The organism is Massilia genomosp. 1, from assembly GCF_011682185.1.
Classification (GTDB): domain Bacteria; phylum Pseudomonadota; class Gammaproteobacteria; order Burkholderiales; family Burkholderiaceae_D; genus Telluria_A; species Telluria_A rubra.
The window spans coordinates 26118-50827 of the sequence record NZ_WHJF01000036.1; the positions used below are offsets into that span (position 1 = coordinate 26118).

Here is a 24710-nt window from a genome sequence, read left to right on the forward strand (position 1 = left end):
CCCGAATACTAGGTGACCGGGCACAGGCTGGCCACGCCCAGCAGCGCGTAGCGCACCCGGTACGGTTTGAAACCGAGCACGGTCTTGAAGCGCCGCAGTCCCTCGGAGGCGCCGAACCAGGTGTCGTACATGGCGTAGCGCACGCTGCGCTCGGCGATCAGCATGCTGACGATTTCGACGATCATGAAGTGCATGACGCCATCGTTGTTGCGGTAGCCGAGCAAGCGCGAGAACAGGGCGAAGTTGCCGTAAATGCCCAGTTCGCAGTACGCGACCAGCTTGCCCGACGCATCGAGCACGCCGACATAGCGGAAGTTCTCGCGGTCGGTGTAATGCGCTACCCGGTCCTGGTAGCCGGCGGCCATGGGCCGGCCCTGGCGCTCGGGCATGGACTGGTTGATGGCGTGGATGTCGTCGACATAGCAGTTGCGCTCGATGCGGGTAAACTGGTAGCCGCGTGCCTGGGCGCGCCGCGCGAAGAAACCGCCCCAGTTGCGCTCGCCGATCGAGTCGCGGTACTGCGCGCTTGATGCGAATTGCCCGATGTCGAGCAGGGCCGCGCCGATGGTCTTGTTGCCGATGATGCGGTAGCGCGGATGGCGCCGGGTGAAATTGCGGTAGGTGGCGCACACGTCGGCGGGCGCGAGCGCCATGTCGAATTGCAAGTGAGCGAGCGGCAGTTTGACGATTGCGGCGAGAATGTCCCACAGGCGCCGGAGCTGTGACAGCGTGCTGAGCATGCATGCCCCCCTGACAAGAAAGAGGAGCCGATTATGGCGCGCTTCGGTCGCCGCGTCAGCCGCTCCCTGCGTTTCGCTTGTGACACATCACGCGCGCCGCGAATGCCTTGTTTTTGCAGGAACCTGAACGCCGTTCGCATGGTCCTACTTCATGCAGTGGCAGGCGCGTACACGGGCGGCGGCGGCAATCGCTTAGAATTGTTCCCATTTCACCTTTTGCGAGCGAGCCGACATGACTTTTGCCACCACCGACCTGTGCGACGACCATCCCGACCTGCTCGAAGAGGGCCGCATGGCCGTGCTGCCGCCGCTGTTCAGGCACTACGGCCAGCACCTGCGCTTTTGCGGCAGCGTGACGACATTAAAAGTGTTTGAAGATAACGCCCTGGTGCGCGCCACCCTGGAAGCGCCCGGCAACGGCAATGTGCTGGTGATCGACGGCGGCGCCAGCCTGCGGCGCGCGCTGGTCGGCGGCCAGCTGGCGTTATTGGCGCAAAACAATGGCTGGAGCGGCATCGTGGTCGACGGCTGCGTGCGCGACAGCGAGGAAATCAACGCCTGCGCCATCGGGGTGCGCGCGCTGGGTACGCATCCGCAAAAGAGCAGCAAGCTGGGCGCGGGCGAACGCAATGTGCGCATCTGCGTCAGCGGGGTGGCGGTGCAGCCGGGCGACTGGTTGTATGCCGATGCCGACGGCATCGTGGTGGCGCAGCGCAAGCTGGCCTGACAGGGAGGGAGGGGCGCGGAAAAGCGGAAAACAGCGGGCCAGGGCGTCAAAGCAGCGTGTACGAGCAGCCTGCGCGCGGCGGCCGCAGCCGCTGCGCGCAGGTGTCGTCAGAACGCCGGCATGTCGAGCGCCTTGGCGACGTCGACCTTGAACTTGGCGGCCTGGTCCTCGTTGGGGATTTCCTTGGACAACGCCATGACCACGGCGCGCACATCGGTGGCGCCGTCGAAGTGGTCGGCGCAGACGATTTCGGCCATCGGGCCGACATACTTGACCAGGCAACGCTGCAAGGTGGCCTTGATGTCTGGTGTCAGGCCCGGCGTGGCGGCCGGGCGTGCGGCCGAGGCTTCCGCGCGTGGCGCAGCCCCGCCCAGCACGCCCGTGCCCGGCAAGTCGTCCAGGGTGCCGTCAAGGTAGCCCAGCACGATCTCGGTCGGCCAGTCCAGTCCGTCGGCATTGACGACGCCGGCCTTGTCCAGGGTCAGGCGCGCATTTTTCATGGTGCGCATGATCGCCAGGCCGTCGCGGCCGCGGCGACCGCGGCACAGGATGAAGACGATCTTGCCGCCTTGCAGGTGAACCTGGGCCATGCGGTTGTCGTCGCTGATCAGCAACGCAGTCCCACTGACGCGCTGCGAGCAAAAGCCAGCGATCTGGTCGACCACGTCGATAAATGGCATGAATTCCGGTTGTGACATATCAGTAACCTCTCATCGGTATCAAACCTTCTTACGCAGGCGATCCATTGCCAGCTGGATGCTCACGCCGAGACGATCAATGGCACGGGCCAGCGAACCGATCTCGTCGCCGCGGGCCGTTTGCGGAATGTTGACTTTCAGTTCGCCGTTGCTGAGCTGAACGGCAATCGCGGTCAGTTCCTTGATCGGACGGGTCAGGGCCTTGCCGAAGAAAATGGCGACGCCGATGACCAGGATCACGGCCGCGGCGATCAGGATGCGCGCGTCGCGTTGCATCTTGTGCATGGTGGCGAAGGCTTCATCGTAGTCCTGTTCAATCAGCAAAGTCCAGCCTTGTGGCAATTTACGCATGAAACCCATGACTTTCCGGTCTTCGGCGGTATAAGCGACCGGCGCGTCGACGATGCCGGCCACTTTGAGCGCCGGGTAGGCGGTGAAATCTTGCAGCGCGGTACGCACCTTGGACGAGTCGCCGTGGGCGATGACCTTGTTGCCGGCGTCGAGCAGGATCGCGCGGCCGGTCTCGCCGATGCGGATATCGGTCACGATCTTGGAAATATCGGCCAGGTTCATCGACATCGCCAGCACCCCGACCAGGGCGGCGTTGGCATCGCGGATCGGGGTGGCCACGATCAGGGCCGGCTTGCCGGTGGTTTTGCTGATCGCGACCTGGCGGCCGACCGGCTGGCCCTTCATCACGGCCTGGAAGTACGAACGGTCGCCGTAATTGATCGGGGCGCCGCCGTCGTTACGGGCCGTGTTCGAGCCATCGGGCGCGATCGTAAACATCAGGAACGACCATTCGTAGGCCTTGCCGGTCGCCTTCAGGATCGGCACCTGGCGCTCGGCCTTCATCGACACCACGTCGGACAGGCGGCTGGTCTGGCCCATGGCGTGCAGATTGGTCTCGTCCCACGCGTTGATGCCGTTGGCAACGGTGTTCATGGTCAGGACCAGGCTTTGCGACACGTTATCGGTCAGTTCGCGTTGCGACGCCCTTTCGCTGATCAGCCACAGCGTACACAGCGGGATCAATGTGGCTGCGAGCAAGGTAATCAGTACCTTGTGAAAAATATTGAGAGTAAATTTTGAGTTCATACTGCGCCTTCGTAATAGAGGTCTGCTTGACGTGGCAGATCGGCCAGCGTATCGGACATCAAGATACCGATTGCTGGGCCGACATTAAAGCAAGGTGTCGGACTTTTGTATCTGGCAATCCCGTTCGCTTGGCGCGCAACGGGATCGGACATTCGGAGGTCACTGTCGGAAGGATTGCACTGTCCGTCATGGAGCGCGCCGCCCTTGTTCAGCGACATCGGAGCGCGATCTTCAGCAGTGTATTAGGGTTGCTCGTAAGCACATTATTATACCGGTCTTTACCAAAAGCATGGGTTTTCGGGCAATTCTCGTTGTAATTCGTGAGAATCATCTCGTATTGTGTTTTCGATGCAACAATTTCTTCGCTGAAGATAGAACAGGCGGCAACATGCCGCCGGCTCGCTCAGATCTTCTTGCGCAGGCGATCCATGGCCAGCTGAATACTGACGCCGAGCCGTTCGATGGCGCGCGCCAGGGCGCCGATTTCGTCGCCGCGTTCGGTCTGCGCGATGGTGACCTGCAATTCACCATTGCTGAGCTGGCGGGCGATCGTGGTCAGTTCGTTGATCGGACGGGTCAGGGCCTTGCCGAGGAAAATCGCGATGGCGATGACCAGCACGATGCTGATCGCGATCAGGATGCGCGCCTCTTTTTCCATGCGCTTCATGGTGGCGAACGCTTCGTCGTAGTCTTGTTCAACCAGCAAGGTCCAGCCTTGCGGCAATTTGCGCATGAAACCGATCACCTGGCGGTCTTCCGAGGAATACACGACAGGGGCGTCGGCCAGGCCGGCCACCTTGAGTGCCGGATAGGCGCTGAAATCCTGGAGCGCGGTACGCACCTTGGAAGAGTCGCCGTGGGCGATGACTTTGTTGGTGGCGTCGAGCAGGATGGCGCGCCCGGTTTCGCCGATGCGGATATCGGTCACGATCTTGGAAATATCGGTCAGGTACATCGACATGGCCAGCACGCCGACCAGGTTGGCGTTGGCGTCCTTGATCGGGGTGGCCAGGATCAGCGCCGGCTTGCCGCTGGTCTTGCCCATGACCACCTGGCGGCCGACCGGCGCGCCCTTGATGACTTGCTGGAAGTAGGCGCGGTCGCCGTACGGCACCAGGGCGCCGCCATCGTTACGGCCGACGTTGGCGCCGTCCGGCGCGACCGTAAACATCAGGTACGACCATTCGTAGGCGGTGCCGGTGACCGACAGGATCGGGTTTTGCAACTCGGCCTTCATGGAAATCATGTCGTCCAGGCTGCTGGCCTGGGTCATGGCGCGCACGTTGGTGCTGTCCCAGGCTTCGATGCCGTCGGCCACGGTATCCATGGTCAGGACCAGGGATTGCGAGACATTCTTCGTCAATTGGCTCTGCGCAGCCTTATTGCTGACCAGCCACAGGGTAATCAGGGGTATCAAGGTCACCGCGAGCAGGGTGATGAGTACTTTGTGGAAGATGTTAAGAGTAAATTTTGGGTTCATGAGATGCATTCGTAATGTAGGTCTGCTTGACGTGGCAGATCGGCCAGCGTATCGGACATCAAGATACCGGTTGCTGGGCCGACACTAAACAGCGTGCCGGGCTTTTATCTGACAATCATCCCGCTCCTCGGCGCAAGGGGTTGGGGATGAGGAAATGTTGGCAGGAGTTGCACTGTGCGCCATGGCGTGCGTCGCAATCTGCCTGGCGACGTCATGTGCGTCGGGTGGCAGTGATTAAGGATTGCCTGAGAGCACATTATCCTACGGTGTACCAAGGGAAGCATGGGTTTTCGCGCGATTCCTGTTGTTTTTCGTGAGTATTATACCCCCGTGTGTCTTCTGTGCAACACCTGATGCCCTATTTTGGTGCGCGTGCGGGCGCGCCCTGCCGCCGGTCAGCATCCGCGCCGCAAAAAGGCTGCCGGATTTCATCAGGCGTGGAGGGTATTTCACAATGTGAAATGACGTGGTGCGTTTGCACCATTGCGATCTTTCATTTAGAGAAATTCCATACCGCATCATGAAAACTTGATTTCAAGTCATTGATATATAAGGAATTAAATTTAGTTATATGTCTTATATAAGAGTGTTGTTGCAGCGCGCAAAACGGTCTATCATTTGTTCAAGGCATTTCATTTCTTAAACGGCTTTCAATTAGGAGAACACCATGGCAACTCGTGAACAGCAAGTAGCAGAACTGCAAAAAGAGTGGGACACCAACCCGCGCTGGAAAGGTGTTGTACGTAACTACACTGCGGCGGACGTGGTACGCCTGCGCGGCTCGCTGACGATCGAGCACACGCTGGCCAAGCGCGGCGCCGAAAAACTGTGGGACCTGGTGAACAACGAGCCTTTCGTCAACGCCCTCGGCGCCATGACCGGCAACCAGGCCATGCAGCAGGTCAAGGCCGGCTTGAAAGCCATCTACCTGTCCGGCTGGCAAGTTGCGGGCGACGCCAACGTGGCCGGTGAAATGTATCCCGACCAATCTTTGTACCCGGCCAACTCGGTGCCGCTGGTTGTGCGCCGCATCAACAACACCTTCCAGCGCGCCGACCAGATTCAATGGTCCGAAGGCAAGGATGACATCGATTACTTCGCACCGATCATCGCCGATGCCGAAGCCGGTTTCGGCGGCGTGCTCAACGCCTACGAACTGATGAAGTCGATGATCGACGCGGGCGCCGCCGGCGTTCACTTCGAAGATCAGCTGGCATCGGTCAAGAAATGCGGCCACATGGGCGGCAAAGTGCTGGTGCCGACCCGGGAAGCCGTCGAAAAGCTGACCGCGGCGCGCCTGGCGGCCGACGTGATGGGCACCTCGACCCTGGTGATCGCCCGCACCGACGCCGAAGCGGCCGACCTGCTGACTTCCGACGTGGACGACAACGACCGTGAATTCTGCACCGGCGAGCGCACCGTGGAAGGCTTCTATAAAGTCCGTCCGGGCATCGAGCAAGCCATTTCGCGCGCCATCGCCTACGCCCCGTTCGCCGACCTGGTCTGGTGCGAAACCGGCAAGCCGGACCTGGCTTTCGCCAAGCAGTTCGCCGACGCCGTACACGCCAAGTTCCCGGGCAAGATGCTGGCCTACAACTGCTCGCCATCGTTCAACTGGAAAAAGAACCTGGACGACGCCACCATTGCCAAGTTCCAGAAAGAACTGGGCGCCATGGGTTACAAGTTCCAGTTCATCACCCTGGCCGGCTTCCACGCCCTGAACTACGGCATGTTCAACCTGGCGCACGGCTATGCGCGCCGTCAGATGTCGGCCTTCGTCGAGCTGCAGGAAGCCGAATTCGCCGCCGCCGACAAGGGCTTTACGGCCGTCAAGCACCAGCGCGAAGTCGGTACCGGCTACTTCGACGCCGTCACCCAGACCATCCAGCAAAACCAGAGCTCGACCACCGCGCTGCATGGTTCGACCGAAGATGAACAATTCTTCGACGAAAAGAAAGTAGCCTAAAAGCTATTGATCCGCGACGCTTCCAGAAGGAGCGCCGCCAGCGCGACGGCCGGCACAGTTGCCCGGACAAGGGCCGTCGCGCGCCCCCGCGGGTGCAAACGCACAGCGCCTTCCCCCTTGTTCGCGGCATGCTCACGGCGCGCGGACAAGGGGGAGGGCGTTGTGCATTTGCGCGCTTTTTGCGTCGAATCCCTCTTTATAGGAGATAATGGCGTCCCAGATCCCCCTTTTTTATGGAATTCCCACGTTATGTTGAGCTACCGCCACGCCTTTCACGCGGGTAATCACGCCGACGTCCTGAAGCATTTCGTGCAGATTCAGCTGCATGAGTACATGAATCAGAAAGACACGGCCTACACCTATATCGACACCCACTCCGGTGCCGGCGTGTATGCGCTCGATGGCGGTTACGCGTCCAAGAACGCCGAATACGAAACCGGCATCGGCCCGCTGTGGGAGCGTAACGACCTGCCCAAGCCGCTGGCCGAGTACGTCAAGCTGATCAAGGAACTCAATCCGAGCGGCAAGATGCGCTACTACCCGGGTTCGCCGTACTGCGCCGACAAGGTCATGCGCGAGCACGACCGCCTGCGCCTGTTCGAACTGCATCCGGCCGACAGCAAGATCCTGGCCGACAATTTCCGCAAGGTGGCGGAGCACGCCGCCGCCCAGGGCGAGCGCCCGAGCGCGCGCGGCCGGCGCGTGCTGATCGAACGCGGCGACGGTTTCCACGCCCTCAAGACCTTGTTGCCGCCGCCCTCGCGCCGCGCGCTGGTGCTGATCGACCCGCCCTACGAAGACAAGCAGGATTACCGCAAGGTGCGCGATGCGCTCGACGATGCGCTGGTGCGCTTCCCGTCGGGCATCTACGCGGTCTGGTATCCGGTGCTGCAGCGCATGGAATCGCGCCAGTTCGCCGACAAGCTCAAGCGCCTGGCGGCCAAGGACTGGCTCAATGTCACCCTGACCATCACCACCCCGGGCCCGGATGGTTTCGGCCTGCACAGCAGCGGCATGTTCATTCTCAATCCGCCCTACACGCTCGAGCCGACCTTGCGCCAGGTGATGCCTTACCTGGTACAAGTGCTGGGCAAGAATGCCGACGCCACCTACGTGATCGAAAAAGGCACGCAAGTGACCGGCACGGCTGCCGCCCGTACCGGCGCCAATGGCGCTGCGCGCATGCCGGTCGGTAACGCCCGCAAGGCCAGCCCGACCGCCGGCACCGGCAGCCTGCGCCTGCCCGGGCAAGCGCCCGCCGGCACCCCCGGCGCGGCGGCCGGCGCACCACGCGCGCCGGCGGTCAAGCGCTCCAGCATTGCCGCCGCCGCGGCCGGCAAGAGCGCCCGTCCCACCGAAGCCGGGGTCACGCGCAAGAGTGCGCGCCCTGCCGAGGCTGGCACAGCGGGCAAGAGCGCCCGTCCGACCGGTCCACGCAACAGCGGTCCACGCCGTCCTTCGTAGTATAGTCATCGCAGGGCGCCGTTGTTGGCGCGCCTGTTTTCCGGATTTCCCATGCCTATTGACACCGTGGCCGAGCTGGCGCTGCCGTCCGACGATTTTTTTCTCGCGCGCCAACCGATTCTCGGACGTAACCAGCGACTGGTTGCCTTTGAACTTTTGTTTCGCAGCGCCAATGGTGGCGACGCGAATGTAACCGATCACGCCGCCGCCACGGCGGCCGTGATTTCGCACGCTTCCCAGCTGGGCATGGCCAAGGTGGTCGGCGAGCGCCTGGCGTTCGTGAATGTCGACGACATCGTCTTGATGAGCGACTTCGTGCGCTTCCTGCCGCACGACAAGGTCATCCTCGAAATTCTGGAAACCGTCCAGGCCACCCCGGCATTGGTCGCCCGCGTGGCCGAGCTCAAGGGCTTTGGCTTCACCTTTGCCCTCGACGATGTGGTGGAAGAGTCCGACGACCTGCGCAAGCTGGTCGACCTGGTCGACATCATCAAGGTCGACGTGCAGGCGGTGGCGGCGGCCGACCTGCCCAAGCTGGTGGCGGCCCTGAACGGGCGGCATAAAAAGCTGCTGGCCGAAAAGGTCGAGACGGTCGAGGAGTTCGAGATGTGCATGGCGCTCGGCTTCGAATATTTCCAGGGTTATTACTTTGCGCGCCCGGCCATCCTCAGCGGCAAGAAGATCGCGCCGTCGGAACTGGTCATCCTGCGCTTGCTCGACCTGATCAATTCCGACGCCGGCAATGCCGAGATCGAGCGCGCGGTCAAGCGCGACGCCCTGATCAGCCTGAACCTGCTGCGCCTGGTCAACACCCCGGCGGCGGGCGCGCGCCGGCGCATCGATTCGCTGAGCGAAGCGCTGTACGTGCTGGGGCGCCAGCAATTGCAGCGCTGGCTGCAGATTTTGCTGTACGCCAAGCCGGGTGGGGCGGTCGAACTCACGTCGCCGTTGCTGCAGATGGCCACCACGCGCGGCAAGCTGATGGAGTTGATGACGCGGAAAGTGCCGCCCGAGCGCCGCGTCAGCGCCGAGGCCGGCTTCACGGTGGGCATCATGTCGCTGATGGATGCGCTGTTTTCGATGTCGATGCAGGATATTCTCAACACCGTGGTGGTGGCCGACGAAGTGCGCGCCGCCTTGCTCGAGCGCGAAGGCGTGCTGGGCGAGATGCTCAAGGTGGTCGAACTGGTCGACAACCCCAGGCGCGGCACGGAACTGGCCAGGGCGCTCAAGACGCTTGGCTTGAGCGCCAAGACCATGCGCGAGATCGAGCTGGAAGCGTTTGGCTGGGTCAATGAACTGGTGACTTGAGCAAGCTATGTGGTGCTGGGCCGGAAGGCGGCGCCAGCGGCCGTCCAGCCCATCCTGATTACGCCAGCAGCAAAAACACCGTCGGCTTCTTGTGGAAATCCGGCCCCTTGCCGGCCGCCAGCAGCGATTTCCATTTGCCGCCGTTCAAGGTGCGGATCGATTCCGTCGGCAAGCTCAAATCGGTCGCGACGCAGATCAAGGTGCCCGGCTGGCAGGCGCCGACCAGCGCTTCGAGCATGGCGCCGTTGCGGTAGGGCGTTTCGATCAGCAGCTGGGTCTGCTTTTCCGCGCGCGAACGCGCTTCCAGCTCCTTGATGCGCTTGGTGCGCAGGGCGGCGTCGGTGGGCAGGTAGCCGTTGAAAGCAAAACTTTGCCCGTTCAAGCCGCTCGCCATCACGGCCAGCAGCAGCGAGGACGGTCCGACCAGCGGTCGCACCTGGATGCCGCGCTCGTGCGCCAGACGCACCAGGTCGGCGCCGGGATCGGCCACCGCCGGCACGCCCGCTTCCGAGATCAGGCCGGCATCGCGCCCGGCCAACAGGGGCTCCAGCAGACCGGCCAGCGCTTGCGCCGGGGTATTCACGTTCAGTTCGGCAATCTCGATTTCCTGCAAGGTCTTGGCCAGTGGATGGCGCAGCGCAATCAGTTTCAGGAAGCCGCGCGCGGTCTTGGCGTTTTCGGCGACAAAGTAATCGAGGCGCGCGGTCAGGGCCTGGACTTGCTCGGGGATGATGTGCGCCAGCGCATCGTCGGCCGGGTCGGCCGCGCCGAGGGTGTTGGGGATCAGATATAAGGTGCCGGACATAATGCTCACTGTGTAAAAAAGGTAAAACCGGCGCGCCGCAGCATGCCGGTCAGGGCGATCAGGGGCAAGCCGGTGAGGGCGGTCGGGTCGGTGCTGTCGATGCGTTCCAAAATGGCGATGCCGAGCGCTTCGTTCTTGGCGCTGCCGGCGCAATCGTAGGGTTGTTCGATGCGCAGATAGGCGTCGAGTTCGGCGTCGGGCAGGTCGCGCACGGTGACGAATGTTTGCACGCTCTCCACCTGCGCCGTGCCGGAGCGGCCATCCCACAGGCATAGCGCCGTGTGGAACACCACGCGCCGCCCGCGCATGGTTTGCAGTTGCAGCAGGGCGTTGGCGTGGTCGCCGGGCTTGCCGATCTGGGCGCCGTCGAGCGTGGCGACCTGGTCGGAGCCGATGACGACGCTGCCGGGCGCGCGCGCCGCCACCGCTTCGGCCTTGGCGCGTGCCAGGCGCAGGGCGGTCGCTTCGGGCAGTTCGCCGGCCAGCGGCGTTTCGTCGATATCGGGCACCAGCACGTCGAACGGCAGGCGCAGGCGCTCAAGTAATTCGCGCCGGTAGGCGGAACCCGATGCAAGAATTAGCCGCGGTGCGCTGGAAGTTGGTATCATGTCGTACTTCAGTCCTGTTGGCTGTCCCTACAAGCGGGCGCAGCGGGATTCATGTGGCGGGCGCGGCGTGTACGCGCCAGCAACAGCGCGCGGGTCCTTGCCCAAATAATCGCGCTAAGTCTTTGACTCCATAACGAGAAGCCTGTTATTATCGCAGGTTTTCCGGGGAAAATTTCTGCAATGAGTGCTTTTGTCATCGACGCTTTTGAGTTTTGTCGAAGCAACGGCCATCGCGAAGGCGTCACGCCTGTCGCTGAAATGAGCCGGTTGAACAAGGATTGTGCCGACCAGTCGGGCCAGATCGCCTGGACCATCGATGGGTCGACCAGCAAGTTGGGCTATCCGCAGTTGAGCTTGTCGGTTTCCGGCACGGTCCAGCTGGTATGCCAGCGTTGCCTGGCCCCGTTCGCTTACGAGATGGATTCGTCCACCGTGCTAATGCTCGGCAAGGATGACGAGCATGCGGACGAGATCGAAGGGATCCTGGGCGACGAGAGCATCGACGTCATCGTCGGCAGCCGCGAATGCGATGTGCGCGACCTGTTCGAGGACGAGGCCTTGCTGGCCCTGCCGCAAGTGCCCAAGCACGACGTGTGCCCGGACAGCAAGCTGCTCGATGCGGTCAAGTCCGACAAGCCATCGCCGTTTGCGGGGCTGAAGAACCTCAAGCCGGAATAGCCGGAAGCCGCGGGCGGCTGAAATACAGAACAAGCAGTAGTCAAGAACGTGTCAAACGCGTGTTGTAGTCGAGTATGGCATTGGTAGTAAAAGGTAGGTCGGCGTTAAACATGTCGGTAAGAAATTTTGCCGCTGGGATACTCGATTCGCATGTATTTGCTGATCGATTGTGTTAGAATTTTAGAACTTATGTATTAGGAGTCATCATGGCTGTTCAGCAAAACAAGAAATCCCCTTCGAAGCGCGGTATGCACCGTTCGCACGACTTCCTGGTCGCGCCACAACTGGGCATCGAGCCAACCACCGGTGAAACGCACCTGCGTCACCACATCAGCCCTAACGGCTTTTACCGTGGTCGCAAAGTTCTCAAAACCAAAAACGACGAGTAATCGACGTTTTAGTTTGAGTAAGATAAAAGCGGTGCAACGACTTTTTTGTGCGTCGCACCGCTTTTTCTTTGTCCCCGGCTGCAAACCAGCTTTGCACACCGTCATTTCGAATTACGCAGACTCTGCTTGGCGTTCGTCCACATACAGATCGCATCCTGCCGCCACACGCTGTTGAGTCGCGGTACGAATCCACAAAATGACAATTAAAATTTCCATTGACTGCATGGGCGGCGATCATGGCCCCTCAGTTACTATCCCCGCAGCACTTTCTTTCCTTTCCAGCGAACCTGAAGCAGAACTGATTCTGGTCGGCCTGCAGGACGAGTTGCGCGCAGAACTTAAAAAGCACAAAGCCGACAGCCATCCGCGCCTGTCCATCCTGCATGCCTCGGAAGTGGTGACGATGGACGATCCCATCGACATCGCGCTGCGCCGCAAGAAGGATTCGTCGATGCGCGTGGCGATCGAGCTGGTCAAGGACGGCAAGGCCCAGGCCTGCGTGTCCGCCGGCAATACCGGCGCCCTGATGGCGGTCTCGCGCTATGTGCTCAAGACCATGGCCGGGGTCGACCGTCCCGCCATTTGCTCGATCCTTCCTAACCAGAAAAACGGCCCGACCTACATGCTGGACCTGGGCGCGAACGTCGACTGCGAGCCGCATCACCTGCACCAGTTCGCCATCATGGGGTCGGTGCTGGTCTCGGCCATGGAAGGCATCAAGCGTCCCACCATTGGCCTGCTCAATGTGGGCACCGAAGAAATCAAGGGCAATGAAGTGGTCAAGGCCACCGCCAAGCTGCTGCGCGAAGACCATGAACGCGGCGCCCTGAATTTCTTCGGCAATGTCGAGGGCAACGATATTTTCAAGGGCACCACCGACATCGTGGTGTGCGACGGTTTCGTCGGCAACGTCACGCTCAAGGCGGCCGAGGGCCTGGGCCGCTTCGTCAAGGACGCCCTCACCACCGAGTTCAAGCGCACTCCGCTGACCATGCTGGCCGCCTTGATCGGGAAAGGCGCGTTGAAGAAATTTTCCAACACCTTCAATCCGTCGCGCTACAACGGCGCCAGCCTGCTCGGTTTGCGCGGTCTGGTGTTCAAGAGCCATGGCGGCGCCGATGCCTACTCGTATGAGTGGGCGATCAAAAGGGCGTTCGACGCGGCAAAATACAATGTGCAGGAGCAGCTCTCGGCCATGATCACCGAGTTAATGCCCCGCACGCCTGACCCGGAAGTGCCAGGAATAACCCACTCGTAGGACGGCCAGCATGACCTTGTACAGCAAAATTATCGGCACCGGCAGCTATCTGCCGGCCAAGCGCGTCTCCAACGGCGACCTGACCGAGCAACTGGCGGCCAAGGGCATCGAAACCTCGGACGAGTGGATCGTCTCGCGCAGCGGCATTTCGAACCGGCATTACGCAGCGCCCGACGAATTGTCCTCCGACCTGGCGGTCGCGGCCGCCCGGCAGGCGCTCGAAATGGCCGGCAAGCATGCCGAGGAAATCGACCTCGTCATCGTGGCCAGTTCGACCCCGGACTTTCACGGCAGCTTTCCCAGCACCGCCTGCATCGTCCAGCGCAAGCTCGGCATGCACAACAACAGCGCCGCCTTCGACGTGCAGGCCGTCTGCAGCGGCTTCGTGTATGCGGTGTCGGTGGCGGACGCCTTCATCAAGTCGGGCGCGCACAAGAATGTGCTGGTGATCGGCGCCGAAGTGTTTTCGCGGATTCTCGATTTTAACGACCGCACCACTTGCGTGCTGTTCGGCGACGGCGCCGGCGCCATCGTCCTGACCGCCTCGGACGAGCCGGGCATCCTCTCGACCAAATTGCATGCCGACGGCCGCTATTCCGACATCCTGAGCGTGCCGGGCACCCTGGCCGGCGGCGTGATCGCCGGCAGCGGCTTCCTGTACATGGATGGCCCGGCCGTCTTCAAGCTGGCCGTGACCGTGCTCGAACAGGTGGCCAAGGAAGTGCTGGAACATGCCGGCATGACGGCCGGCCAGGTCGACTGGCTGGTGCCGCACCAGGCGAATATCCGCATCATGAAAAGCACGGCCAAAAAGCTCGGCTTGCCGTTAGGCAAAATGGTGGTCACGGTCGACCAGCATGGCAATACCTCGGCCGCCTCGATTCCGCTGGCGCTCGACATTGCCGTGCGCGACGGCCGCATCAAGGCTGGCGAGACCGTCATGATGGAAGGCGTCGGCGGCGGCTTTACCTGGGGCGCCGTGCTGGTGCGCATGTAAGGGCCGGGCGCAGCCTGCGGGCTGCGCCAACCGATTTTTGCCCGCAGCAGTCCTTGGTGCGGATGCCACCATAAAAACAAAACAGGAGGACATCATTCCATGAGTAAATTCGCGTTCGTATTTCCCGGTCAGGGTTCGCAAGCCATCGGCATGTTGAACGGCTTCGCCGGCAACCCGGTGGTCGAACAGACCATCGCCGAAGCCAGCGAAGCGCTCGGCTTCGACCTCGGCAAGCTCATCGCCGACGGTCCCAAGGAAGAGCTGGACCTGACCACCAACACCCAGCCGATCATGCTGACCGCCTCGGTGGCCGTGTACCGCGCCTGGATCGCGGCCGGCGGCGCCGTGCCGTCGGTGGTGGCCGGGCACAGCGTGGGCGAGTATTCGGCCCTGGTCGCGGCCGGCGTGATCGCCTTCAAGGATGCGGTGCCGCTGGTGCGCTTTCGCGCCCAGGCCATGCAGGAAGCGGTGCCGGTCGGGCAGGGCGGCATGGCCGTCATTCTCGGCCTGCCGGCCGACCAGGTGCGCGCGCTGTGCGCCGAAGCGGCGGCAGCCAATCCGGCCGAAGTGGTCGAGGCCGTCAATTTCAACGAACCGACCCAGATCGTGATCGCCGGCCACAATGGCGCCGTCGAGCGCGCCTGCGAACTGGCCAAGGCCAAGGGCGCCAAGCGCGCCATGAAACTGGCGGTGTCGGCGCCGTTCCATTCGTCCTTGCTGAAACCCGCATCGGACCGCCTGCGCGACTACCTGAAAGACGTGCCGTTCGCGGCGCCCCGGATCGACTTGATCAACAACGTCGACGTGGCTATCCTGAACGATCCCGACGCGATCAAGGATGCGCTGGTGCGCCAGGCGGCCGGCGCGGTGCGCTGGGTCGAAACCATGCAGAAAATGGCGGCCGGCGGCGTCACCCAGGTGATCGAATCGGCGCCGAGCAAGGTGCTGATCGGCATGGCCAAGCGCATCGATGCGCAATTGGTGGGCGAGGCGCTGGTCGACCAGGCTTCGCTCGAGCGCGTATTGAGCAGTCTCAATCAGGCGTAAGCTGTTAAGCGCAGTATCGCAGAACGTCAGCATAAAGGATCTCAATGAATCTGGAAAATCAAGTCGCCCTGGTAACGGGCGCGTCGCGCGGCATCGGCAAGGCCATCGCCCTCGAACTGGCCCGCCAGGGCGCCAAGGTGGTCGGCACCGCCACCACCGAGAGCGGCGCGCAGGCGATCACCGCCTACCTGGCCGAGTTCGGCGGCAAGGGCGCCGTGCTCAACGTGACCGACGCGGCGGCCTGCGCCGCCACCATCGACGAGGTGCAAAAGGACTTCGGCAGCCTGTCGATCCTGGTCAACAATGCCGGTATTACCCAAGATCAATTGGCTATGCGCATGAAAGACGAGGAATGGGACAGCGTCATCGCCACCAACCTGTCGGCCGTGGGGCGCCTGTCGCGCGCGGTCCTGCGCGGCATGATGAAAGCGAAACATGGGCGTATCATTAATATCACCTCGGTGGTCGGCTCGGCCGGCAATGCGGGCCAGATGAATTACGCGGCGGCCAAGGCCGGCGTGGCCGGCATGAGCCGGGCGTTGGCGCGTGAAATCGGCAGCCGCAATATCACGGTGAACTGCATCGCCCCCGGCTTTATCGATACCGATATGACCCGCGCGCTGAGTGCCGAGCAGCATACCGGGCTGCTGACGCAGATTCCGCTGGGACGCCTGGGCGCGCCGGAAGATATCGCGCACGCGGTCGCCTTCCTGGCGGGGCCGCAGGCGGCGTATATCACGGGCACGACCCTGCACGTGAATGGCGGCATGTATATGAATTGATGTTGACATCCCTTTGTCCGCTCCCATTTGCGGGCCTGCGCACGGAGAGAATGGAGGGAATTCTCGTCATTTAGCAGTACGTTCGGTGGAATTTGCGGCAGACACCGAAATTAGTTTTTCGCCGCGCAAACCTGATAAAATGCGCGCACTTTCCGTAACACACACAATGGAGCCATAACATGTCGGATATCGAACAACGCGTTAAAAAAATCGTCGCTGAGCAACTGGGCGTTGCAGAAGTAGACATCAAAATCGAATCCTCGTTCGTTGACGATCTCGGCGCTGATTCCCTCGACACGGTCGAACTGGTGATGGCGCTGGAAGACGAATTCGAAATGGAAATCCCTGACGAACAAGCTGAAAAAATCACCACCGTGAAACAGGCGATCGACTACGCTACGGCGCACGTCAAGGCCTAAGTTTTACAATTTTTCTCGGGAGAATCGCTTGAGCCGTTCACGAAATCGTCGTGTCGTCATTACCGGGCTGGGCGCCGTTTCACCTATCGGCAACACGGTTGCCGACACGTGGAACGCCGCACTGGCCGGCAAGTCGGGCATTGCCAACATCACCAGGTTTGATGCGCAGCCTTTTTCGACCCACTTCGCGGGCGAAGTCAAGGGTTTCAATATCGAGGATTACATCTCGGCCAAGGATGCCCGCCACATGGATACGTTTATCCATTACGGCATGGCGGCGGGCATGCAAGCCATGCGCGACAGCGGACTGGTGGTCACCGAAGAAAATGCCGACCGCATCGGCGTGATCGTCGGGTCCGGCATCGGCGGCTTGCCGCTGATCGAAGACACCAAGGAAGATTACAGCAAGCGCGGCCCGCGCCGCATTTCGCCATTCTTCGTCCCGGCCTCGATCATTAACATGATTTCGGGCAACCTGTCGATCGAGTACGGCTTGCGCGGTCCGAACCTGGCCATCGTCACGGCCTGCACCACCGGCCTGCACAGCATCGGCGCGGCTGGCCGCCTGATCGAGTATGGCGACGCCGACGTGATGATCGCCGGCGGCGCCGAAGCGACCATCTCGCCGCTGGGCCTGGGCGGTTTCGCCTCGGCACGCGCGCTGTCGTCGCGCAACGACGATCCAGCCACCGCCTCGCGGCCGTGGGACCGCGACCGCGACGGCTTCGTGCTGGGCGAAGGCGCCGGCGTGATGGTGCTCGAAGAGTATGAGCACGCCAAGGCGCGCGGCGCGAAAATCTACGCCGAACTGCTCGGTTTTGGCATGAGCGCCGACGCCTATCACATGACCGCCCCGGTCGAAGACGGCAGTGGCGCGAGCCGCTGCATGCAATCGGCCCTGGCCAACGCCGGCATTAACACCGACCAGGTCAATTATGTGAATGCGCACGGTACCTCGACGCCGCAGGGCGACGTGGCCGAAGTGCAGGGCCTGAAGAAGACCTTCGGCGAGCATGCCGGCAAGCTGGTGGTCAATTCGACCAAGTCGATGACCGGCCACCTGCTGGGCGGCGCCGGCGGCCTGGAAGCGGTGTTGACTGTGCTGGCGATGCATCACCAGATCTCGCCGCCGACGATCAACATCTTCAACCAGGACCCCGCTTGCGACCTGGACTTCTGCGCCAACACGGCGCGCGAGATGAAGATCGACATCGCGGTGAAGAACTCGTTCGGCTTCGGTGGCACCAACGGCACCCTGGTGTTCGGCAAGGCGTAAGCTGCCTGGTTCGCTCTATCCACGGTGCAATGACGCGCAGGAAAATATTCGCGTCATAGCATGAACTTTCGGCGCCCGCACTTGTCTCAAGTGTGGGCGTCGATGAAACGCCGGCGGCACTCGCCGGGGTCCGATTTGCCCAGTGCATCGTTACGCGCTGGCGCCCCGCAGCACCTTTCCTACTGATTATGTCGATTGCGGTTTCCGCCTGCATCAGGCCGTCGCGCTTGTTGCGCCTGGTCCTGCTTGGCTACGCCGCGCTCAATCTGGCTGTGGCTCTTGCGCTCGTCTCGCGCTGGGCCGCGGGCATGGGCGCGGCCGGCGTTTGGACGGCAGTGTCCGCCTTGGCTTGCGCCGTGGCAGCATTGCTTGCATGGAGTGCATCGAAGCAGGGGGAAAAGCGGCGCAGGATTGATATTTCTGGACTCGGCGAGATTCGCCTGACGGTACAACAGAGCTTGAGCGCAGTACCGGCGCAAGCGGATGTGCTGCAATTGCTTCCCGGATCGACTATTTGGCCGTACAGCCTGCTCCTGCTGCTGGGTTCACCCACCGGCGAGCGCATCACTGTGCAGCTCATCTGGCCGGACAGCGTGCCCCGCGAGCAGTTCCGGGCTTTATCGGTCGCTGTACGGGCCATTGCCGGACGGGACAAACAATTTGTCGGAAATAACAAAATACTTTGAACTTATTGCAAGCGGCCAACTCTATAGTCATAGGGACGGTTCGCTGCCGCAGCCAAGAGGGCAGGGTCAGTGACGACAGAACGCGAGTGTGATCAACTGCTGGTTGAGCGCGTCCAGGCTGGCGAGAGGCAGGCGTTCGACCTGCTTGTCAGCAAATATCAGCGCAGGCTGATGCGGCTGGTGTCGCGCCTGGTGCATGATCCGGCCGAGGCCGAGGACGTTGTGCAGGAAACATTTATCAAGGCGTATCGCGCCTTGCGGCATTTCAGGGGGGATTCCGCGTTTTATACCTGGTTGTACCGGATCGGAATCAATACGGCGAAGAATTTTCTCGTCACCCAGGGCAGGCGTGCGCCGACCTCGACCGAGGCCGATGCCGAGCGCGCCGAAGCGTTTGACGATGCGGAAAGTTTGCGAGACATCAACACGCCGGAATCGGTGTTGGCAAGCAAGCAGATCGCGTACACGGTCAATGCCGCGATGGAAGCATTGCCGCTGGAATTGCGGACCGCGATTGTCCTGCGCGAAATTGAAGGCTTGAGTTACGAGGAAATATCCGAAGTCATGTCCTGTCCTATCGGAACCGTGCGCAGCCGGATCTTCCGGGCGCGCGAAGTCATCGCCGACAAGTTGAGGCCCTTGCTCGACTATCCGGTTGACAAACGACGTTAGGTGTAGCAATGATCGCTCTAATCGGTTAACTTTTGGTCACACTTACAGTGATGGAAATATCGATGGACACCCCGAAAACCATCCGGGAGCAGATCTCGGCATTCAGCGACCACGAACTGGCGCCTTCCACGCTTCCCGACGACGCGCTGCGCTCGGCCGAGGGCGAACATGCATGGCATGCCTACCACCGCATCCGCGACGTCATCCGCGAGCAGGGCGCGCCTCACCTGTCGGCCGGTTTTGCCGACAAGCTGGCCGCGCGCCTGGCCGCCGAGCCGGCTCCGGCCAAGCGCCTGCTGCGCACCCCGCCCGAGGCATTCGCGCGGCGCGCCCCGGCGGTCACGCCGCTGGCGGTCGCCGCTGGCGCGGCCGGGCCGGTGACCGGGATCGGCGCGGCGCCGGGCGAGTCCGCCGGCGCCAGTGCCGGCGCGATCAGCGAATCGCCGCTCGACCTTGATGGCCAGGCGCTCGCCCCGGCGCCGCGCGAGCCCCTCGACGCGCTCGACATCAGCGGCGCCGCCGCCGAGGCCAGCATCGCGCCGGGGGCCGCGGCGGTCACCATCGCCGTGGTCAAGGCGGCCGCCAACGGCGCCGCCGACGTCGAGCCCAAAGCCGGTGGCGCGGACCTGGAGGCCGGCGCGGCCGGCGCGGCTGACGGCGGCGCCGACCCCAAGGCGGACGCCACGATCAAGCCGCCCACTACCTCGGTCTCCTCCTGAGCTGCAGCGCCGGCAAGCGGCGTTTTCCGGCAAAAAAGCCGCTTGCCACCCGCCCCGCGCGGCACGCCGCGACAAGGATGGCGTTTTGGCTTACCATAACGTCAATCTTTGTTCCGATTCCCCACTCCGATGACCATGACACTTTCCGCTGGCAACAAGCTGCTATCTTCCCTGTTTATCACCGCTTCGGCCCTGGCCTTCGTCCCCACTGCGGGCGCGGCCGCCGTTGCCGCCGCCGCCGGGGCGCCGCTGGTCAAGGGCTTGCCCGACTTTACCGACCTGATCGACAAGGTCGGGCCGGCGGTGGTCAATATCCGCACCACCGAAAAGCTCAAGCAGGGGCAGGGCAGTCCCAATGAAGAGGAAATGCAGGAATTCCTGCGCCGCTTCTTCGGCGGCGCGGTGCCGCGCGGCCAGGATCCGCGCGGACGGCGCTCGCCCCAGCAGCCGCAAGAGGAAGAAGTCCAGCGCGGGGTCGGCTCGGGCTTTATCGTCTCGGCCGACGGGTTCGTGCTGACCAACGCGCACGTCGTCGATGGCGCCGACGAAGTGCTGGTCACCCTGACCGACCGGCGCGAATTCAAGGCCAAGGTGCTCGGCTCGGACAAGCGCTCCGACGTGGCCGTGCTCAAGCTCGAAGCGCAGCAGTTGCCCAGCCTGACCATCGGCGACTCCAACAAGATCCGGGTCGGCGAATGGGTGATCGCCATCGGCTCGCCATTTAATCTCGACAATACCGTCACGGCCGGCATCATTTCGGCCAAGTCGCGCGACACCGGCGAATACCTGCCGCTGATCCAGAGCGACGTGGCGGTCAATCCCGGCAACTCGGGCGGCCCGCTGATCAATATGCGCGGCGAAGTGATCGGCATCAATTCGCAGATCGCGACCTTGTCCGGCGGCTACAACGGCATTTCCTTTGCCGTGCCGATCGATGAAGCGATGCGCGTGGCCGACCAGCTCAAGAAGACCGGGCGGGTCACGCGCGGGCGCCTGGGCGTCGAAATCGGCGAAGTGAGCAAGGACGTGGCCGAGTCGCTGGGCCTCGGCAAGGCGCGCGGGGTCGAAGTGGCGCGCGTGGAAGCGGGCGGGCCGGCCGACAAGGGCGGCATCAAGGTCGGCGACATCATCCTCAAGTTCAATGGCCAGGATATCGAGCGCAGCGCCGACTTGCCGCGCCTGGTCGGCTCGACCGCCGTCGGCAGCAAGGCGGTGGTGACGGTCTGGCGCCAGGGCCAGCAAAAAGAGATCGCGGTGGGCATCGTCGCCCTCGACGACGACAAGGCGGCGCGCAAGCCGGCTGTCAAGAAGCCGTCCCCCGAGCAAGCCGCCAACGCGGTGGGCCTGCACGTGTCCGACCTGAGCGAGGTGCAGCGCAAGGAGCTCGAGATCGCTTCCGGGGTGCTGGTCGACGCCAGCGAGGGGGCGGCGGCGCGCGCCGGCCTGCGCCCGGGCGACCTGATCCTGCAACTGAACAATGTCGAAGTCAAGGATGCGAAGCAATTTAACGCCATGGTCGCCAAGCTCGATCCCAAGAAAAGCGCCGCCGTGCTGGTGCGCCGCGACGAGAGCACGCAATACGTGGTGATCCGCCCGCGTCAATAAGGGCACAGGCAAGCCTTCCCGGCGGGCCGCGCGCCCGCCATTTTTCTTTCGTCCCCGTCCCATGATCCCATTTACCCTGTATTCCCGTGGTTACTGCCACTTGTGCGACGACCTGCTGGCCGCCCTCGAGGCACTGCAAACGGACAGCGTCCGCTTCGCCGTGGAGGTGATCGATGTCGATGCCGACCCGGCCCTGGTGGCGCGTTTCGACGAGCTGGTGCCGGTGCTGTTCGGCGACCCGGCCCAACCCGAGCTGTGCCACTACTTCCTCGACGCGGCGGCGGTGCGCGGCTACCTGGCCACGTTCGATGTATTGATTTAACAATGTTTACGCGGAATTCGGGATTAAGCCGGCTTTCTACCCTGAAATCCGGTAAAATGCGGGGTCGGAAATAGCTTCTGTCCTGAGCTTGACAGCTTCTCTTGCTTGATAAGGCGCTCGCCTGGGGATTGCCATGGCCCCACGGAGCGCTTTTTTCGTCTGGGGCGGCGTCGCCCCGATACGGCAAGCCGGCACTGCAAAGAGCGCGCGACCACCCCGAATGTCGTCCTTCCCTACTTGGTTTTGAATTGCATTAATGAACAACATACGTAACTTTTCCATCATCGCCCACATCGATCACGGCAAATCGACCCTGGCCGACCGTATCATCCAGATCTGCGGCGGCCTGTCCGACCGCGACATGGAAGCCCAGGTGCTCGATTCGATGGACCTGGAGCGCGAGCGCGGCATCACCATCAAGGCCCAGACCGCCGCCCTGCATTACAAGGCGCGCGACGGCCAGGTGTACAACCTGAACCTGATCGACACCCCGGGCCACGTCGACTTCAGCTATGAAGTGTCGCGCTCGCTGTCGGCCTGCGAAGGCGCGCTGCTGGTGGTCGACGCTTCCCAGGGCGTGGAAGCGCAGACCGTGGCCAACTGCTACACGGCGCTCGACCTGGGCGTCGAAGTGGTGCCTGTCCTGAACAAGATCGACTTGCCGCACGCCGATCCGGCCAATGCGATCGCCGAGATCGAAGACGTGATCGGGATCGATGCGACCGACGCCGTCAAGTGCTCGGCCAAGAGCGGCCTGGGCGTGGAAGACGTGCTCGAGTCGCTGATCGCGCGCGTGCCGCCGCCGAAAGGCGACCCGGACGCGCCGCTGCAGGCGCTGATCGTCGATTCGTGGTTCGATAACTATGTCGGCGTGGTGATGCTGGTGCGCGTGATCAACGGCACCCTGAAACCGAAAGAAAAAATCCTGCTGATGGCGTCCGAATCGGTGCAGCTGGTCGAGAGCGTGGGCGTGTTCAGCCCGAAATCGCAATCGCTGCCGCAGATTTCGGCCGGCCAGGTCGGTTTCGTGATCGCCGGCATCAAGGAGCTCAAGGCCGCCAAGGTGGGCGACACCGTCACCCACGCCGCCCGGCCGGCTGCGGCGCCCTTGCCGGGCTTCAAGGAAGTCCAGCCGCAGGTGTTCGCCGGCCTGTTCCCGGTCGAAGCGAACCAGTACGACGCGCTGCGCGACTCGCTCGAAAAGCTCAAGCTCAACGACGCGGCCCTGATGTACGAGCCGGAAGTGTCGCAGGCGCTGGGCTTCGGCTTCCGTTGCGGCTTCCTCGGCCTGTTGCACATGGAAATCGTGCAGGAACGCCTGGAACGCGAATTCGACATGGACCTGATCACCACGGCGCCGACCGTGGTGTACGAAGTGATCATGCGCGACGGTTCCCTGATCCGGGTCGACAATCCCTCCAAGATGCCGGACCCGTCCAAGATCGAGGAAGTGCGCGAGCCGATCGTCACGGTCAATCTGTACATGCCGCAGGAATACGTCGGTTCGGTCATCACCCTGTGCATCGGCAAGCGCGGCGTGCAGATGGACATGAGTTACCACGGCCGCCAGGTCAAGCTGATCTACGAAATGCCGATGGCCGAGATCGTTCTTGACTTCTTCGATCGCCTGAAATCGACCTCGCGCGGCTATGCCTCGATGGATTACGAGTTCAAGGAATACCGGGCCGCCGACGTGGTCAAGGTCGACATGCTGATCAACAGCGAAAAAGTCGACGCGCTGGCGATCATCGTACACCGCGCCAACAGCCAGTTCCGTGGCCGCCAGGTGGCCGCCAAGATGCGCGAACTGATTCCGCGCCAGATGTTCGACGTGGCCATCCAGGCCGCCATCGGCGCCACCGTCATTTCGCGCGAGAACGTCAAAGCCTTGCGCAAGAACGTGCTGGCCAAGTGCTATGGCGGCGACATCAGCCGTAAGAAGAAATTGCTTGAGAAACAAAAAGCCGGTAAAAAGCGCATGAAACAGGTTGGCTCGGTGGAAATTCCACAAGAAGCCTTCCTGGCAATTTTACAAGTGGACGATAAATGAACCTGCAGTTTATCTTAGGGAACTTTGCCCTGATCCTGTTCGTGGCGATGGTGCTTACGGGCATTATCTGGTGCCTGGATGTGTTCTGGTTCGCGCGTCAGCGGCGCGCCTCGGCCGATGCGGCCCTGGCCGCCTTCGACGCGCGCAATGCCAAGCTGACCGCCGAAGGCATCAAGGTCGACAACACCAGCCGCCAGTCGATCGAAGCGGCGATCCTGCGCCAGCCGACCTGGATCGAGTACTCGGGCAGCTTTTTCCCGGTGATCGCGCTGGTGTTCATCCTGCGTTCCTTCCTGTACGAGCCGTTCAAGATTCCGTCCGGCTCGATGGTGCCGACCCTGATGATTGGCGACCTGATCCTGGTGAACAAATTCACCTACGGCATCCGTTTGCCGGTGCTGAACCAGAAGGTGATCGACGTCAACGACCCGCAACGCGGCGATGTGATGGTGTTCAAATACCCGGAAGACATGACGCAGGACTACATCAAGCGGGTGGTGGGCGTGCCCGGTGATAAAATCACCTATGCCAACAAGCGCCTCACGGTGAACGGCAAGGAGCTCGCTTACGCGCCGCTGGACGACTACCTCGACGACGAAAAGCTCGTGTACCATAAGCAATTCACCGAAAACCTGTCGGAGCCGCCGCACCGTATCCTCAACGAGCCAAGCAAGTTGACGTATAACCCGGAGCAGGTAAAGAACTTTCCGCAACATGAAGCCTGTACTTACAGCGCCGAGCAATTTACTTGTGTCGTACCTGCGGGCAATTACTTTATGATGGGTGATAATCGCGACAACAGCGCCGACAGCCGCTACTGGGGTTTCGTCCCGAACAAGAATATCGTCGGCAAGGCGTTTTTTGTCTGGATGAATTTCAGTAGCCTCAAACGCATCGGCAGCATTCACTAACG

The 24710-nt window shown here is 62.2% G+C and carries 25 protein-coding genes; 19 read left to right on the top strand and 6 right to left on the bottom strand.

All coding sequences use genetic code 11. The features are described 5' to 3' along the window. Positions 1–8 precede the first annotated feature (8 nt). Positions 9–740: a hypothetical protein gene (locus F1735_RS15380; protein WP_167237755.1), complete on the bottom strand. Its 732-nt coding sequence runs from the start codon at positions 738–740 to the stop codon at positions 9–11. Between the two features lie 232 nt (positions 741–972). Between F1735_RS15380 and rraA the strand changes: the two genes are divergently transcribed. Further along, positions 973–1467 (top strand): ribonuclease E activity regulator RraA, encoded by a 495-nt coding sequence (gene rraA / locus F1735_RS15385; protein WP_166895745.1) that lies wholly within the window; start codon positions 973–975, stop codon positions 1465–1467. Positions 1468–1574: 107 nt separating this feature from the next. Here rraA and F1735_RS15390 read toward each other — a convergent pair whose 3' ends face one another. From F1735_RS15390 to F1735_RS15400, 3 genes are all read right to left on the bottom strand, one after another. Further along, a complete protein-coding gene (locus F1735_RS15390; RefSeq protein WP_167237756.1) occupies positions 1575–2165 on the bottom strand; it encodes a hypothetical protein in 591 nt (196 codons plus the stop codon). A gap of 21 nt (positions 2166–2186) precedes the next feature. After that, positions 2187–3263: a cache domain-containing protein gene (locus F1735_RS15395; protein ID WP_167237757.1), complete on the bottom strand. Its 1077-nt coding sequence runs from the start codon at positions 3261–3263 to the stop codon at positions 2187–2189. A gap of 403 nt (positions 3264–3666) precedes the next feature. After that, positions 3667–4743 carry a cache domain-containing protein gene (locus F1735_RS15400; RefSeq protein ID WP_167237758.1) on the bottom strand — a complete coding sequence of 359 codons (1077 nt, stop codon included), beginning with the start codon at positions 4741–4743 and terminating at the stop codon, positions 3667–3669. 667 nt (positions 4744–5410) lie between these two features. Here F1735_RS15400 and aceA point away from each other — a divergent pair. The 3 genes from aceA to F1735_RS15415 all read left to right on the top strand — a co-directional run bounded on the left by aceA (position 5411) and on the right by F1735_RS15415 (position 9484). Then, positions 5411–6709: an isocitrate lyase gene (aceA, locus tag F1735_RS15405; RefSeq protein ID WP_167237759.1), complete on the top strand. Its 1299-nt coding sequence runs from the start codon at positions 5411–5413 to the stop codon at positions 6707–6709. Between the two features lie 333 nt (positions 6710–7042). Further along, a complete protein-coding gene (locus F1735_RS15410) occupies positions 7043–8173 on the top strand; it encodes a 23S rRNA (adenine(2030)-N(6))-methyltransferase RlmJ (RefSeq protein ID WP_229505800.1) in 1131 nt (376 codons plus the stop codon). A gap of 51 nt (positions 8174–8224) precedes the next feature. After that, on the top strand, positions 8225–9484 hold the full coding sequence (locus F1735_RS15415) for an EAL and HDOD domain-containing protein (protein WP_167237761.1): 1260 nt from the start codon (positions 8225–8227) through the stop codon (positions 9482–9484). Positions 9485–9542: 58 nt separating this feature from the next. Here F1735_RS15415 and F1735_RS15420 read toward each other — a convergent pair whose 3' ends face one another. Next, on the bottom strand, positions 9543–10289 hold the full coding sequence (locus F1735_RS15420; protein ID WP_167237762.1) for an SAM-dependent methyltransferase: 747 nt from the start codon (positions 10287–10289) through the stop codon (positions 9543–9545). 5 nt (positions 10290–10294) lie between these two features. Then, positions 10295–10897, bottom strand: a complete 603-nt coding sequence (locus tag F1735_RS15425; RefSeq protein WP_167237763.1) for a Maf family nucleotide pyrophosphatase — start codon at positions 10895–10897, stop codon at positions 10295–10297. A 180-nt stretch (positions 10898–11077) separates the two neighbouring features. Here F1735_RS15425 and F1735_RS15430 point away from each other — a divergent pair, with 180 nt between their 5' ends. The 15 genes from F1735_RS15430 to lepB all read left to right on the top strand — a co-directional run bounded on the left by F1735_RS15430 (position 11078) and on the right by lepB (position 24708). Continuing rightward, a complete protein-coding gene (locus tag F1735_RS15430; protein WP_167237764.1) occupies positions 11078–11575 on the top strand; it encodes a YceD family protein in 498 nt (165 codons plus the stop codon). 206 nt (positions 11576–11781) lie between these two features. Continuing rightward, positions 11782–11964, top strand: a complete 183-nt coding sequence (rpmF, locus tag F1735_RS15435; protein ID WP_008449924.1) for a 50S ribosomal protein L32 — start codon at positions 11782–11784, stop codon at positions 11962–11964. Positions 11965–12160: 196 nt separating this feature from the next. Beyond that, a complete protein-coding gene (gene plsX, locus F1735_RS15440; RefSeq protein ID WP_167237765.1) occupies positions 12161–13222 on the top strand; it encodes a phosphate acyltransferase PlsX in 1062 nt (353 codons plus the stop codon). A 10-nt stretch (positions 13223–13232) separates the two neighbouring features. Next, the gene (locus tag F1735_RS15445) at positions 13233–14219 is read left to right on the top strand and encodes a beta-ketoacyl-ACP synthase III (protein WP_308627578.1); all 987 of its coding nucleotides are present in this window, start codon (positions 13233–13235) and stop codon (positions 14217–14219) included. 99 nt (positions 14220–14318) lie between these two features. Then, positions 14319–15266 (top strand): ACP S-malonyltransferase, encoded by a 948-nt coding sequence (fabD, locus tag F1735_RS15450; protein WP_167237766.1) that lies wholly within the window; start codon positions 14319–14321, stop codon positions 15264–15266. A gap of 44 nt (positions 15267–15310) precedes the next feature. After that, positions 15311–16048, top strand: a complete 738-nt coding sequence (gene fabG, locus F1735_RS15455; RefSeq protein WP_167237767.1) for a 3-oxoacyl-ACP reductase FabG — start codon at positions 15311–15313, stop codon at positions 16046–16048. 179 nt (positions 16049–16227) lie between these two features. Then, entirely contained in the window at positions 16228–16467 is a 240-nt protein-coding gene (gene acpP, locus F1735_RS15460) for an acyl carrier protein (protein WP_018059410.1), read from the top strand. A gap of 28 nt (positions 16468–16495) precedes the next feature. Then, positions 16496–17743 carry a beta-ketoacyl-ACP synthase II gene (fabF, locus tag F1735_RS15465; RefSeq protein ID WP_167237768.1) on the top strand — a complete coding sequence of 416 codons (1248 nt, stop codon included), beginning with the start codon at positions 16496–16498 and terminating at the stop codon, positions 17741–17743. Positions 17744–17835: 92 nt separating this feature from the next. Then, the gene (locus F1735_RS15470; RefSeq protein WP_222852996.1) at positions 17836–18429 is read left to right on the top strand and encodes a protein YgfX; all 594 of its coding nucleotides are present in this window, start codon (positions 17836–17838) and stop codon (positions 18427–18429) included. A 69-nt stretch (positions 18430–18498) separates the two neighbouring features. Then, complete coding sequence (gene rpoE / locus F1735_RS15475; protein ID WP_166895720.1) at positions 18499–19101, top strand: RNA polymerase sigma factor RpoE; 603 nt, start codon at positions 18499–18501, stop codon at positions 19099–19101. 62 nt (positions 19102–19163) lie between these two features. Beyond that, complete coding sequence (locus tag F1735_RS36530) at positions 19164–19820, top strand: sigma-E factor negative regulatory protein (RefSeq protein ID WP_229505801.1); 657 nt, start codon at positions 19164–19166, stop codon at positions 19818–19820. A 135-nt stretch (positions 19821–19955) separates the two neighbouring features. Then, positions 19956–21425 carry a DegQ family serine endoprotease gene (locus F1735_RS15485; protein WP_167237770.1) on the top strand — a complete coding sequence of 490 codons (1470 nt, stop codon included), beginning with the start codon at positions 19956–19958 and terminating at the stop codon, positions 21423–21425. Positions 21426–21486: 61 nt separating this feature from the next. After that, positions 21487–21747 carry a glutaredoxin family protein gene (locus F1735_RS15490; protein ID WP_167237771.1) on the top strand — a complete coding sequence of 87 codons (261 nt, stop codon included), beginning with the start codon at positions 21487–21489 and terminating at the stop codon, positions 21745–21747. A 256-nt stretch (positions 21748–22003) separates the two neighbouring features. After that, positions 22004–23797: a translation elongation factor 4 gene (gene lepA, locus F1735_RS15495; protein WP_054267248.1), complete on the top strand. Its 1794-nt coding sequence runs from the start codon at positions 22004–22006 to the stop codon at positions 23795–23797. Continuing rightward, positions 23794–24708: a signal peptidase I gene (gene lepB / locus F1735_RS15500; protein WP_167237772.1), complete on the top strand. Its 915-nt coding sequence runs from the start codon at positions 23794–23796 to the stop codon at positions 24706–24708. Before lepA ends, lepB begins: the two co-directional genes overlap by 4 nt. Positions 24709–24710 lie beyond the last annotated feature (2 nt).